General features: G+C 63.5%; 12 protein-coding genes. 7 read left to right on the top strand and 5 right to left on the bottom strand.

From position 1 onward, the window contains the following. Nucleotides 1–148 precede the first annotated feature (148 nt). On the bottom strand, nucleotides 149–910 hold the full coding sequence (locus AAFX91_RS32600; protein WP_394569312.1) for an SDR family oxidoreductase: 762 nt from the start codon (nucleotides 908–910) through the stop codon (nucleotides 149–151). Between the two features lie 77 nt (nucleotides 911–987). Between AAFX91_RS32600 and AAFX91_RS32595 the strand changes: the two genes are divergently transcribed. Next, nucleotides 988–2,517, top strand: a complete 1,530-nt coding sequence (locus AAFX91_RS32595) for a malonyl-CoA synthase (protein ID WP_394569311.1) — start codon at nucleotides 988–990, stop codon at nucleotides 2,515–2,517. A gap of 31 nt (nucleotides 2,518–2,548) precedes the next feature. Beyond that, nucleotides 2,549–3,046: a DUF3658 domain-containing protein gene (locus AAFX91_RS32590; protein WP_394569310.1), complete on the top strand. Its 498-nt coding sequence runs from the start codon at nucleotides 2,549–2,551 to the stop codon at nucleotides 3,044–3,046. Between the two features lie 30 nt (nucleotides 3,047–3,076). On the opposite strand, the gene AAFX91_RS32585 is transcribed toward AAFX91_RS32590, so the two are convergent. Together AAFX91_RS32585 and AAFX91_RS32580 are read right to left on the bottom strand one after the other, a co-directional pair. Then, nucleotides 3,077–3,937: a sulfite exporter TauE/SafE family protein gene (locus AAFX91_RS32585; RefSeq protein WP_394569314.1), complete on the bottom strand. Its 861-nt coding sequence runs from the start codon at nucleotides 3,935–3,937 to the stop codon at nucleotides 3,077–3,079. A 17-nt stretch (nucleotides 3,938–3,954) separates the two neighbouring features. Next, nucleotides 3,955–4,194, bottom strand: coding sequence for a hypothetical protein (locus tag AAFX91_RS32580; RefSeq protein WP_394569315.1), 240 nt, complete (start codon nucleotides 4,192–4,194; stop codon nucleotides 3,955–3,957). A 104-nt stretch (nucleotides 4,195–4,298) separates the two neighbouring features. Between AAFX91_RS32580 and AAFX91_RS32575 the strand changes: the two genes are divergently transcribed. The 5 genes from AAFX91_RS32575 to AAFX91_RS32555 all read left to right on the top strand — a co-directional run bounded on the left by AAFX91_RS32575 (nucleotide 4,299) and on the right by AAFX91_RS32555 (nucleotide 8,874). Beyond that, nucleotides 4,299–5,222, top strand: coding sequence for a LysR family transcriptional regulator (locus AAFX91_RS32575; protein WP_394569309.1), 924 nt, complete (start codon nucleotides 4,299–4,301; stop codon nucleotides 5,220–5,222). A gap of 209 nt (nucleotides 5,223–5,431) precedes the next feature. Further along, complete coding sequence (gene sdhC / locus AAFX91_RS32570; protein WP_130581523.1) at nucleotides 5,432–5,830, top strand: succinate dehydrogenase, cytochrome b556 subunit; 399 nt, start codon at nucleotides 5,432–5,434, stop codon at nucleotides 5,828–5,830. A gap of 17 nt (nucleotides 5,831–5,847) precedes the next feature. Beyond that, nucleotides 5,848–6,222: a succinate dehydrogenase, hydrophobic membrane anchor protein gene (gene sdhD / locus AAFX91_RS32565; protein WP_130581531.1), complete on the top strand. Its 375-nt coding sequence runs from the start codon at nucleotides 5,848–5,850 to the stop codon at nucleotides 6,220–6,222. Between the two features lie 3 nt (nucleotides 6,223–6,225). Beyond that, on the top strand, nucleotides 6,226–8,067 hold the full coding sequence (gene sdhA / locus AAFX91_RS32560; protein ID WP_394569308.1) for a succinate dehydrogenase flavoprotein subunit: 1,842 nt from the start codon (nucleotides 6,226–6,228) through the stop codon (nucleotides 8,065–8,067). 24 nt (nucleotides 8,068–8,091) lie between these two features. Next, nucleotides 8,092–8,874, top strand: coding sequence for a succinate dehydrogenase iron-sulfur subunit (locus AAFX91_RS32555; protein ID WP_130581521.1), 783 nt, complete (start codon nucleotides 8,092–8,094; stop codon nucleotides 8,872–8,874). Between the two features lie 19 nt (nucleotides 8,875–8,893). On the opposite strand, the gene AAFX91_RS32550 is transcribed toward AAFX91_RS32555, so the two are convergent. Both AAFX91_RS32550 and AAFX91_RS32545 read right to left on the bottom strand, forming a co-directional pair. Next, nucleotides 8,894–10,423 carry a Spy/CpxP family protein refolding chaperone gene (locus AAFX91_RS32550; RefSeq protein ID WP_394569307.1) on the bottom strand — a complete coding sequence of 510 codons (1,530 nt, stop codon included), beginning with the start codon at nucleotides 10,421–10,423 and terminating at the stop codon, nucleotides 8,894–8,896. A gap of 416 nt (nucleotides 10,424–10,839) precedes the next feature. After that, complete coding sequence (locus AAFX91_RS32545) at nucleotides 10,840–11,766, bottom strand: GGDEF domain-containing protein (RefSeq protein ID WP_394569313.1); 927 nt, start codon at nucleotides 11,764–11,766, stop codon at nucleotides 10,840–10,842. Nucleotides 11,767–11,844 lie beyond the last annotated feature (78 nt).

The raw sequence follows: 11,844 nt of genomic DNA, 5'->3' as shown, positions 1-11,844 counted from the left end.
CGCAACCTGGCCGTAACCCATCAACCCGCCCTGCCGCCTCAAGCGGCGGGCTCCTGTCCCTGATTATCCTGTCTCACGATAAGGGGTGCAGTTCATGCACTTTTCCCGGATTACGCTGCGCTCCATCCGGGCTAGAGGGGACCAGCGCCTAATCCCTGCTTGCGGGGGTCTGGATGAAGCCGCGGTTGTGGGTCGGGCTGATCAGGATCTCGTTGACGCAGACGCGCGGAGGCATGCTGGCGACGAAGGCGATGGTGCGGCCGACATCCTCGGGCTGCAGCATCCTGGCCTGCTCGGCTTCGCTCGGCACGACCGGACGCAGTTTCAGGATCGGCGTGGCGACCTCGCCAGGCGACAGGCAGCAGGCGCGCAGGCCGTTGGCGCATTCATCCATGTTGAAGGAATGGGTCAGCGCCAGCACCGCATGCTTGGTCGTGGTGTAGGCCGGCCCCGGCATCTTCGAGACGTGGCGACCGGCCCAGGAGGCGACGTTGATGATGCAGCCGTCCTGCTGCTTGCGCATCGCCGGCAGCACCGCATGCATGCAGTAGAGCACGCCGTTGAGATTGATCTCGACGAGCTTGTCCCAGCCCTGAAGCTCCATGTCGGCCCAGCTCCGCTTCGGCACGTTGATGCCGGCGCTGTTGACCAGGAGGTCGATGCGGCCGTGGCGGCTGAGGATCTGCTCGGCGGCCTTGTTGACCTCGTCCTTGTTGCTGACATCGAGTTGGATGGCCTCGGCCTTGCCGCCCTGCTTGGTGATGTTGGCGACCACCCGGTCCAACTCCTCCTTGCGGCGGCCCGAGACCACCACCGTCCAGCCGTCGGCCGCCAGGAATTCCGCCCCGGACTCGCCGATGCCGGTGCCGCCGCCCGTCACCCAGGCCACGCGTTTCCCATTATTTGTCATGCAAACTGTCTCCGTTGCTTTCCAAAGGGCGTTTTTGCTAAGCCAGCCCAGCCTTGTTGCCCTTCAGGGGATGTTGCATGAACACCGCCGCCAACGCCAATCTGTTTTCCCGCCTGTTCGATGGTCTCGACGATCCGGGCAGGCTTGCGATCGAGCAGCTAGACGGCACGAAGATCAGCTATGCGGACCTGATCGCGCGCACCGGGCGGATGGCGAACGTGCTGGTTTCACGCGGCGTCAAGGTCGGCGACCGCGTTGCAGCACAGACTGAAAAATCGGTGCAGGGCCTCGTGCTTTATCTCGCGACCGTGCGCGCCGGCGCGATCTATTTGCCGCTCAACACCGCCTATACGCTGAACGAGCTCGACTACTTCATCACTGACGCCGAGCCGTCGCTGGTGGTGTGCGACCCCTCCAAGGCTGAAGGCATCGGCGCGATTGCCGCGAAAGTCGGCGCCAAGGTCGAGACGCTCGGCGCCGACGGCAAGGGTTCGCTGATGGACGCGGCCGACAAAGCGAGCCCGGAGTTCAAGACGGTGGAACGCGGCAATGATGATCTCGCCGCGATCCTCTATACGTCAGGCACCACCGGCCGCTCCAAGGGCGCGATGCTGAGCCACGACAATCTCGCCTCGAACTCGCTGTCGCTGGTCGACTACTGGCGTTTCACCAAGGACGACGTGCTGATCCACGCGCTGCCGATCTATCATACCCACGGCCTGTTCGTGGCCAGCAACGTGACGCTGTTCGCACGCGCCGCGATGATCTTCCTGCCGAAGTTCGATCCGGACCTGATCATCAAGCTGATGGCGCGCGCCACCGTGCTGATGGGCGTGCCGACCTTCTATACGCGTCTCCTGCAAAATCCCGCGCTGAACAAGGAGACGACCAGGCACATGCGGCTGTTCGTTTCGGGTTCGGCGCCGCTGCTCGCCGATACCCATCGCGAATGGTCCGCCCGCACCGGCCACGCCGTGCTCGAGCGCTACGGCATGACCGAGACCAACATGAACACCTCCAACCCCTATGACGGCGAGCGCGTGCCCGGCGCAGTCGGTTTTCCCTTGCCCGGCATCTCCGCGCGCGTCGCCGACCCCGAAACGGGCAAGGTGCTTGCGCGCGAAGAGATCGGCGTGATCGAGGTCAAGGGCCCGAACGTATTCAAGGGCTATTGGCGGATGCCGGAAAAGACCAAGTCTGAATTCCGCGACGACGGCTTCTTCATCACCGGCGATCTCGGCAAGATCGACGCCAAGGGCTATGTGCACATCCTCGGCCGCGGCAAGGACCTGGTGATCTCGGGCGGCTTCAACGTCTATCCCAAGGAAATCGAGACCGAGATCGACGCCATGCCCGGCGTGGTCGAATCCGCCGTGATCGGCGTGCCGCATGCCGATTTCGGCGAAGGCGTCACCGCCGTCCTGGTGCGCCAGCCCGGCGCCACGATCGATGAATCCGCAGTGCTGAACGGCCTCGAGGGGCGGTTGGCAAAATTCAAGATGCCGAAGCGGGTGTTCATCGTCAACGAACTGCCGCGCAACACCATGGGCAAGGTGCAGAAGAACATTCTGCGGGATACGTATAAGGATATTTATACGAAGAAGTAGGGGCGCACAGCCGCTCCGGGGGACAGAGCTTATGAACCGAGAGCAAGCGGAAGAGATTCACGAATATCTGCTTGACGTTGTTGAGTCGCTCGAGCGAGCAGAGGGAGCGATCTCCAGCCTCGGTGAGGAAGCACGAAGGATGTTCGCCAGCGGTCTTGGGGCAGCCGGCGATGCTGTGTACGACGAGCTACTGTTCGTGCTGTACAAGAAATACCCGGATCTGAGACCGCCAGATAAAGAACCTCCGCACATCCTCAGCACACTTCGCTGGGAAGAGGTTTCGCTTCCCTCTTCGATTTCCGAAGCCGATATCGATCGGATCATCTTTTCGGTGCTGCATTCTCAGTGGCGCAAGACGGCGGCGATCATTGGCTGGGCGCTCGATCGGTGTAGGGAACTGGGACTGGCGATCAGCGATGAGGTCCTCGCAGCGCGGCTCGGCGCACTGGCTGAAGCCGACTGCATTGAGAGCGAAGGCGATCTCCGCATGTGGCGGCATAGTGAGATAAGGAAAAAGCCGTCGAACTGACCGTCCGCCGCTAAAGGCGCAGTTCGGCAGCTACTGCCCGCTCACGAGACTGATCACGAACCGGCCGCCGACGATGAAGAGGTAGGCACCGAACGCCATCTCCAGCGCCCGCTTTGACAGCGCGTGCGCGACCTTCACGCCGAGCGGGGCGGTGACCAGCGTGGTCGGCATCACCAGGATGGCGCCGATCAGCGAGACATAGCCGAGCGCGAACGGCACCTGCAGCGCCAGGACATCGGGAAAGTGCGCCGCGGCCGGCCAGCCGGCATAGACATAGCCGAGCGCGCCGGGGATCGAGATCAGCACCGCCAGCGCCGAGGAGGTCGCGACTGCCTGGTGGATCGGGCGGCCGTAGAAGGTCATCAGGAGATTGGCGAACAGGCCGCCGCCGATGCCCATCAAGGTCGAGAGCAGGCCGACGAAGAAGCCGTAGACGCGCATCAAGAAACCCTTGGGCAATTCGTCGCCGAACTTCCAGCCTTCGCGCGCCAATAGCAGGCGCGCGGCCGCCGACCACGCCACCATCACGAACACGATCTTGAACAGCCGGTCCGGCGCAAACCGCGCGGTGACGCTGCCGGCGAGGACGCCGAGCACGATCGGGATCCACCAGCGCTTCAACACCTCCATGTCAACAGCGCCGCGCCGGTAATGGGCGCGAAACGAGCTGATCGAGGTCGGGATGATGACGGCGAGCGAGGTGCCAATGCAGAGCGGCATCCGCACCTCCACCGGCACACCGGCCAGGCGGAAGCATTCATAGAACACCGGCACCAGGATCGCGCCGCCGCCGATGCCGAACAGGCCGGCGAGAAAGCCGGACAAGGCGCCAACCGCGATCAGCAGCAATGCGAGTTCAACGAGTTCGGTGAGATCGAGGCCAGCCATGATGTCCCTTGCGTCAGCGTTTAGTCTCTGCGGCCTTGCACGCGCAAGGCCGCCAGAGCCGCCACGGCTGGCGCCACGAGGATCAGGCCCAACCCGAAGGCCGAGGGGTATCGATCGCCGGCCTGAGCCGGCATCGCGGCCCCATCGAGCAACAGCCCCGTAACCGAGAAAACAACAGGACCGATCAGGCCGTCGGCCGATCGATTGTGAATCAGACGGATCGTCCTGGGATGCGATACGAAGCCGGTACTCCATCCCATCTCAAATTCCTCCGTTTGGCGGGTTCTCGAAGCCTAGACCCTTGTCGAAGGCGGGAGTATCTAGCCTGCTTGGTGAGAAGCCTTGCGAGTTTCGGAAGGATCGGATGGACCAGCTTTCGGCCATGGCGACCTTTGTCCGCGCGGTGGAGACGGGCAGCCTCTCGGCGGCGGCACGGTCGCTTCCGAGCTCGCTGACCTCGGTCAGCCGCCAGATCTCCGCGCTGGAGGAGCATTTCGGCACCAGGCTGCTGCTCCGCACCACGCGGCAGCTCGCGCTGACCGATGATGGCCGGATTTTCTATGAGCGCGCGAAATCGATCCTCGGCGAGGTCAAGGAAATCGAAGCCGCGTTGTCACGCGACCGTCACCAGCCCTCGGGCCGGATTCGCGTGAGCTGTCCCAGCCTGATGGGTCGGCTCGTGATCGCGCCGCTGCTCGCCGAATTCCTGCGCCGCTATCCGTTGCTGTCAGTCGATCTGCTGCTGGTCGATCGCGCCGTCGACATGGTCGAGGAAGACATCCATCTGGCGATCCGGGTCGGCCGCTTGCGGGATTCGCAACTGGTCGCGCGCAAATTCGCCGACCTCAGGATGATCGTATGCGCCTCACCCACCTACCTCGCGCGCCGCGGCGTGCCGCAGACGCCGCGCGACCTCGCTGGTCATGACTGTCTCGTATTCTCCGATGCGCCCGGCAGCGCCGAGTGGCGTTTCGCGGAGAGCATGAAGGTAGACCGCAAAATCCGCATATCCGGTCGGCTCTGGATGAATAGCCTTGATGCGCTTGCCGCGGCGGCGAAGGAAGGCGCGGGCATTGTGCGCGTGCCGTCATGGCAGGTCGACGCCGATATCAGGGCCGGCAGCTTGCGGCGCATCCTCGCGAACTACGAGCCGCCGCCGACGCCATTGCATCTGGTGTTTCAGCCATCGCGGCTTGCGTCGCCAAAGACCCGGGCATTTGTCGATTATCTCGTCGAACGGTGGCGAGCCGTCGATCCGTTCGGCACGCATGCGGTCGCACCCTTATAATGGAATCGGAATTCGCTTCTTGGGCTGGATTGGCAGCTCTGGTATACCAAGCCTCTGATCGGCTTGCTTCATCAATGATGTAGCAATGAATACCGGTTCGTTTTGCAGGCATTTGGCCGTTGCGCTGTAAGGTTCGACTCCGTAAATAGAATTTATCTACCGCGTTCCCCGATGGGCCGGCCGCGGTCCCACCAAACTCAAAGCCGCTGATGACCGCCAGGATCGAACGACCGCTCTCGCCCCATATACAGACCTATCGCTGGACCCTGACGATGGCGCTTTCCATCGTCCACCGCGCCACGGGAATAGCGCTTTATGTCGGCACGCTGCTGCTCGCCTGGTGGCTGATCGCGGCGGCTTCGGGCCCCAGCGCCTACGCCAATCTGCAGGCTTTCACCGGCAGCTTCATCGGCAAGCTGATCGTGTTTGGCTACACATGGGCGCTGATGCACCATCTGCTCAGCGGCATCAGGCACTTCGTCTGGGACCTGGGCTACGGCTTCAAGGCCAATGAACGGGAAGCCCTGACCTGGGCCGCGCTGATCGGCGGCATCGTGCTCACCGTGCTGATCTGGATCATCGCTTACGCGATCGGAGGCGGACGATGAGCGACTCTCGTTCCTCGATGCGCACGCCGCTCGGCCGCGTCCGCAATCTCGGCGCCTCGCATTCCGGCACCACCGATTTCTGGCGCCAGCGCCTCACCGCGATGGCGATGACGCTGCTGATCGTGCCGGTGCTGTTCGTGATCCTGACGTTGGTCGGCCGCAACCACGCCGGCGCGGCACAGATCCTCGGCTCGCTGCCGATCGCGATCATCCTCTTGCTCTTCATCGTCGCCAGCACCTGGCACATGAAGATCGGCATGCAGGTGGTGATCGAGGACTATGTGCATAACGAGAAGCTGAAGCTCGCCAGCATCATGGCCAACAATTTCTTCTGCGCTGCGGTGGCCTTGGCCTCGATCTACGCGCTCCTTAAATTATCCTCGGGAGTATGACTTATGGCCGCTGAAGGTAACGGCAAGGCCACCAATGGCAGTGGCCCGGCCACGAACGGCAAAGCCTATCCGATCGAAGACCACACCTATGACGTCGTCGTCGTTGGCGCCGGCGGCGCCGGCCTGCGCGCGGTGGTCGGCTGCTCGGAAGCGGGCCTCCGCACCGCCTGCATCACCAAGGTGTTTCCGACCCGCTCGCACACGGTCGCGGCACAGGGCGGCATCTCGGCCTCGCTCGGCAACATGCATCAGGACGACTGGCGCTGGCACATGTACGACACCGTCAAGGGGTCGGACTGGCTCGGCGACCAGGACGCGATCGAATACATGGTGCGTAACGCGCCGGAGGCGGTCTACGAGCTCGAGCATTGGGGCGTGCCGTTCTCGCGCACCGAGGACGGCAAGATCTACCAGCGTCCGTTCGGCGGCATGACGATCGACTACGGCAAGGGCCAGGCGCAGCGCACCTGCGCCGCCGCCGACCGCACCGGCCACGCGATGCTGCACACGATGTACGGCCAGTCGCTGCGGCACGCGGCCGAGTTCTTCATCGAGTTCTTCGCCATCGACCTGATCATGGACGACCAGGGCGTCTGCCGCGGCGTGATCGCGATCAAGCTCGACGACGGCACGCTGCACCGCTTCCGCGCCCAGACCACCATCCTCGCCACCGGCGGCTATGGCCGCGCCTACGCCTCCTGCACCTCGGCGCATACCTGCACCGGCGACGGCGGCGGCATGGTGCTGCGCGCCGGCCTGCCGCTGCAGGACATGGAGTTCGTGCAGTTCCACCCGACCGGCATCTACGGCGCCGGCTGCCTCGTCACCGAGGGCGCCCGCGGCGAAGGCGGCTATCTCGTCAACTCCGAGGGCGAGCGCTTCATGGAGCGCTATGCGCCTTCCGCCAAGGACCTCGCCTCGCGCGACGTGGTCTCGCGCGCGATGACCATCGAGATCCGCGAAGGCCGCGGCGTCGGCAAGAAGAAGGACCACATCTACCTGCACCTCGATCATCTCGATCCGAAGGTGCTGCAGGAGCGGCTGCCTGGCATCTCCGAATCGGCGCGCATCTTCGCCAATGTCGACGTCACCCGCGAGCCGATCCCGATCGTGCCGACGGTGCACTACAACATGGGCGGCATCCCCACCAACTTCCACGCCGAAGTGCTGACGAAGCGGGACGGCGACGACAATGCGGTGGTGCCCGGCCTGATGGCGATCGGGGAAGCGGCCTGCGTCTCCGTGCATGGCGCCAACCGGCTCGGCTCCAACTCGCTGATCGACCTCGTGGTGTTCGGCCGGGCTGCTGCGCTGCGCTGCGCCGAGAAACTGACGGCCAACAGCAAGCAGCCGGAACTGCCGAAGGATTCCGCCGACCTGGCGCTGGGCCGGCTCAACCATTTCCGAAATGCTTCGGGCGGCACGCCGACCGCCAAGCTGCGCGACAGCATGCAGCATGTGATGCAGACCAATTGCGCGGTGTTCCGCACCGGCGAAGTGCTGCAGGAAGGCAAGAACCTGATCCACAAGGTGCATGGCGGCATTGGCGACATCTCGGTCTCCGACCGCTCGCTGGTGTGGAATTCTGATCTGATCGAGACGCTGGAATTCGACAATCTGATCGTGCAGGCCGTCGTCACCATGGATTCGGCGGCCAACCGCACCGAGAGCCGCGGCGCGCATGCCCGCGAGGATTTCCCTGATCGTGACGACAAGAACTGGATGAAGCACACGCTGGCCTGGCTCGATCAGAAGGGCAACACGACGATCGAGTTCCGCCCGGTGCACGATTACACGATGACCAACGACGTGCAGTACATCCCGCCCAAGGCGCGTGTGTATTGATGACGACAGCGAAGGCTTGCAAGCATGGTTGAATTCGCGCTTCCGAAGAACTCGAAGATCTCAGGCGGCAAGACCTGGCCGAAGCCGGCCGGCGCGACCGAGACGCGCGAGTTCAAGATCTATCGCTGGAATCCGGACGACGGCAAGAATCCGAGCGTCGACACCTATTATGTCGACACCAACGATTGCGGACCGATGGTCTTGGACGGCCTGATCTGGATCAAGAACCACATCGATCCGACGCTGACCTTCCGCCGCTCCTGCCGCGAGGGCGTCTGCGGCTCATGCGCCATGAACATCGACGGCCAGAACACGCTCGCCTGCACCAAGTCGATGCATGACGTGAAGGACGGCGCGGTGAAGGTCAATCCGCTGCCGCATCAGCCGGTGGTGAAAGACCTCGTCCCCGATCTCACCAATTTCTATGCGCAATACGCGTCCATCGAGCCGTGGCTGAAGACGGTCACGCCGACGCCGCAGAAGGAATGGAAGCAGAGCCACGAGGACCGCGAGAAGCTCGACGGCCTCTATGAGTGCATCCTCTGTGCCTGCTGCTCGACCTCGTGCCCGAGCTACTGGTGGAACAGCGAGCGCTTCCTCGGCCCCGCCGCGCTGCTGCAGGCAACCCGCTGGGTCACCGACAGCCGCGATGAAGCCACCGGCGAACGGCTCGACAATCTCGAGGACCCGTTCCGCCTCTATCGCTGCCACACCATCATGAACTGCGCCAAGGCCTGCCCCAAGGGCCTCAACCCCTCGGAAGCGATCGCCGAGCTCAAGCTGAAGCTGGTCGAGCGGCAGATGTGAGCCGCTGGCGAACGCCGGATCACGCACGCCCGCGGACGTATCGACGCCCGCCAGCCTGCTGCGGACCGATCGCATCGAAGGCCGCTTTCTGCTCGTCGGTCAGCGATCCATAGAAGTCATCCATCGCCGTGCGCACGGTCTTCACCGCCTGCAGCATCGTGTCGAGCCGCCGGGCGACGGCTGCAAGGCGTGCCGGCGGCGTCAGCGCGTCCTCCGGCCGGATCTGACACGATGCCTTCAACGTATCCGCGGCATGGGCAGCGGCGCCCTGAAGCGCGTCAAGATATTGGCGCTGCTGGTCGGTCGGCCTGACCGATTGATCGATTGTGGCGGTCGGCCACTCGCTCAGCGCCGGTTGCGTCACATCGCAGGCTGGTCCGGTCGGGCCGGCTCTCGCCGCGGTTCGGCCCGGACGCTGGCGTGTCGTCGAAAGTGCATTGATCTGCGCCTTCTGCTCATCGCTCAGGAGGCCGTAGAACTTCTCGAGCGGCCCTTGCACCGTCTGCACCGCGACGATCATCGCTTCGATGCGCTGCTGCATCGCTGCAAGCCGGCCCGGCGCCGTGAGCGCAACGTCGGTGGGGCAGGAGGTCTTGAGGGCTGCAGCCGCCTTTTCCGAAGCGTTGGCGAGTTCTTCGAGCGCGGCGCGCTGTGCCTCGTTCGGCTGGATTGCATTCTGGAATGCCTCGATCGGCAGCCCGGCAATCACGCGGCTATCGTCGCCGCACATTTGCGCGAGGTTGGTCCGGCCGTTCGACGGCGCATAGGCATAGGTGTCGAAGTTGCCTCCGCGCCGGCCAGCATAGCGCGGCAGGTAGCCCGCATAGCCCATCAGGTCGTCATAGCCGTAAAGGCCGAAGATGCCAGCGTAGAGGTCCGGGTAGCCATAGCCCCAGAACGCATCATCATAGGGATAGCCCCAGAAGGTGTAGTCATAAATGTCATAGAAAGCGAACGGCCAGAACAAGGGGCCGACCCACCCAAAACCGCCATCGCGGTGACGCCACCACGACCAGTTGCCACCGTGCCACGCCGCCGTGGCTAAGCTCGCAGTGATGAACGCGCGGGTGCGCGGATCGCGCAACGCGACGGTGCTGTTCAGCGCTCGGTTGATGGGGCGCGCGTTCAGTGAACGCCGCACGGCGTTGGCGTTCCGCGCCACGTTGACGTGCCTCGCCGCAAGCGCGGAGGCGCCGACCGCCGCGGCTCTGTTGTGCGGCGCGAACGATCGCTGGCTGAACGAACGGCCGCCATGGAAGCTCGGCCGCGCAAACGAACGGCCTATCCGCGGGGCAAAATGAGGTCTCGCGGCGATTGCACGGCCGCCACCGAAGTTTCTTCCGCCGAAGTGGGAGCCGCCACCACGAAAGCCTCCACCATGGAAGCCGCCGCCGTGAAAGCCACCGCCGTGAAAGCCGCCGCCATGGCCACCACCCCCACCATGGCCACCGCCACCTCTGGCATACGCCGCGACCGACAGAACCATCGCGAAGGCCAGCACGACAGCGCATGCAGTGAACTTCGAGCTGAGCTTCAACATTGAAGTCATTTGGACAAGCATCCTCCGAATGACCGCTTCGTCTTCAAAAGGAGTATCGATGCCCGCCTCATACCCCGGTCTGGTGTCCGACCAACGAAGGGCACAACATCTACGTCAACCGCCCGCGGACACGGGCCAGTAAGGTACAAAGTGCACACAAGCGAAAAGTTCCCCACCTGCTCCGGGAAATTTCGGCATGTTGGGAATGCGCCTGGCGTCGACCCCACGATCGCGCCGGGGCACGAAGATGGCGAGCTTACCCCGGAGGAGAATGCACGCAGCGCGACACTCCTTCCATCATCGTCGGTGTCGTCGCAGCTGTCGTCGTCGCGCTTTCCGTGTTCTACCTCTTGCGACCGGAGCCACTGCTCGTGCAGGGCGAGGTCGATGCGACACGGCTGGATATCGCCGCCGCCACCAAACATTTAGGCGTCCGCGCCGATAACTCCGTTCCTGCCTGACGCCTTCGCCCGATAAAGGGCAGCATCCGCCTTTTCGAGCAGCTCCCGAAAAGCCCTGGCATGCGTTGGAAAGGTGGCGATGCCAATGCTCACCGTCACCGCCCGCTCCAGTTCTGGATGATTGCTGTCGGCCACAGCCGCCCGAATGCGTTCTGCCAGCGCCATGGCGCCTGGGGGCGTCTGCGGGCACAGCAATGCGAACTCTTCCCCGCCATATCGAAACAGCTCGTCACCCTCACGCTTTGAGGCGACAATCGTCTCGGCCACCTTGCGGATCACGCCATCGCCAACGACGTGGCCGCGGCTGTCGTTGATCGACTTGAAGTGATCGATGTCGATCATCATGAGACTAAGCGACAGGCCCGATTGAGAAGCTGCCTGCAGCATTGCCGCCCCTTTGGCATCGAACTGCCCGCGATCCTGAAGTCCCGTCAGCGCATCCTTGCCAACCCGCTCAGCAAGCTTCTCGTAGCGATGCCGGTAAGTCAGGCGATCGAACACATCCGCGGCGCGACGCGATTGCACGGGAAGAGTCTCCCGTTCAACGACGCGAAGATATGCGGTCATCATGAGGCTGAAGAAGGCAGCCGCGGCGATCTTGGCGATCCACCCGCCGTACAATGCCGATTCTGGTACGCCTGTAAGGAGATGCAGCCCCAGGTAGAAGAAGACCTGATCGAAGCTCAACACAAGCGCCAAGCTGATGAACATCCGCCCGGGGACGGTATTCGTCACCATTTTTCCAAGCCGTTCATAAATGATGACAAGGGCGATCAGATCGATGAACAGCAATAGGCTGCCCCAGACCATGAGCAAGCCCATTTGGTCGATGAAGCGCAGATCCGGATTGTACCCTGGCAAGCTCGCCGGATTGCTGTAGAGGCGCAGGATAAGCCCTAGGCCGTGTGGACAGTTACCTTATCCAGAGCAGAGTGGCGGCAATGGCGACGACGGCGAAGTAGTTTCGCG

This window comes from Bradyrhizobium sp. 31Argb (genome assembly GCF_043638955.1).
In the GTDB taxonomy this organism is placed as follows: domain Bacteria; phylum Pseudomonadota; class Alphaproteobacteria; order Rhizobiales; family Xanthobacteraceae; genus Bradyrhizobium.
Note: the sequence above shows the minus strand (reverse complement) of the source record. Positions and strands in the feature narration are given on the sequence as shown.

Coding starts and splice junctions, on each gene's coding strand:
- AAFX91_RS32600 (WP_394569312.1), bottom strand. CDS start 910: ATGACAAATAATGGGAAACGCGTGGCCTGGGTGACGGGCGGCGGCACC.
- AAFX91_RS32595 (WP_394569311.1), top strand. CDS start 988: ATGAACACCGCCGCCAACGCCAATCTGTTTTCCCGCCTGTTCGATGGT.
- AAFX91_RS32590 (WP_394569310.1), top strand. CDS start 2,549: ATGAACCGAGAGCAAGCGGAAGAGATTCACGAATATCTGCTTGACGTT.
- AAFX91_RS32580 (WP_394569315.1), bottom strand. CDS start 4,194: ATGGGATGGAGTACCGGCTTCGTATCGCATCCCAGGACGATCCGTCTG.
- AAFX91_RS32575 (WP_394569309.1), top strand. CDS start 4,299: ATGGACCAGCTTTCGGCCATGGCGACCTTTGTCCGCGCGGTGGAGACG.
- sdhC (WP_130581523.1), top strand. CDS start 5,432: ATGACCGCCAGGATCGAACGACCGCTCTCGCCCCATATACAGACCTAT.
- sdhD (WP_130581531.1), top strand. CDS start 5,848: ATGCGCACGCCGCTCGGCCGCGTCCGCAATCTCGGCGCCTCGCATTCC.
- sdhA (WP_394569308.1), top strand. CDS start 6,226: ATGGCCGCTGAAGGTAACGGCAAGGCCACCAATGGCAGTGGCCCGGCC.
- AAFX91_RS32555 (WP_130581521.1), top strand. CDS start 8,092: ATGGTTGAATTCGCGCTTCCGAAGAACTCGAAGATCTCAGGCGGCAAG.
- AAFX91_RS32550 (WP_394569307.1), bottom strand. CDS start 10,423: ATGACTTCAATGTTGAAGCTCAGCTCGAAGTTCACTGCATGCGCTGTC.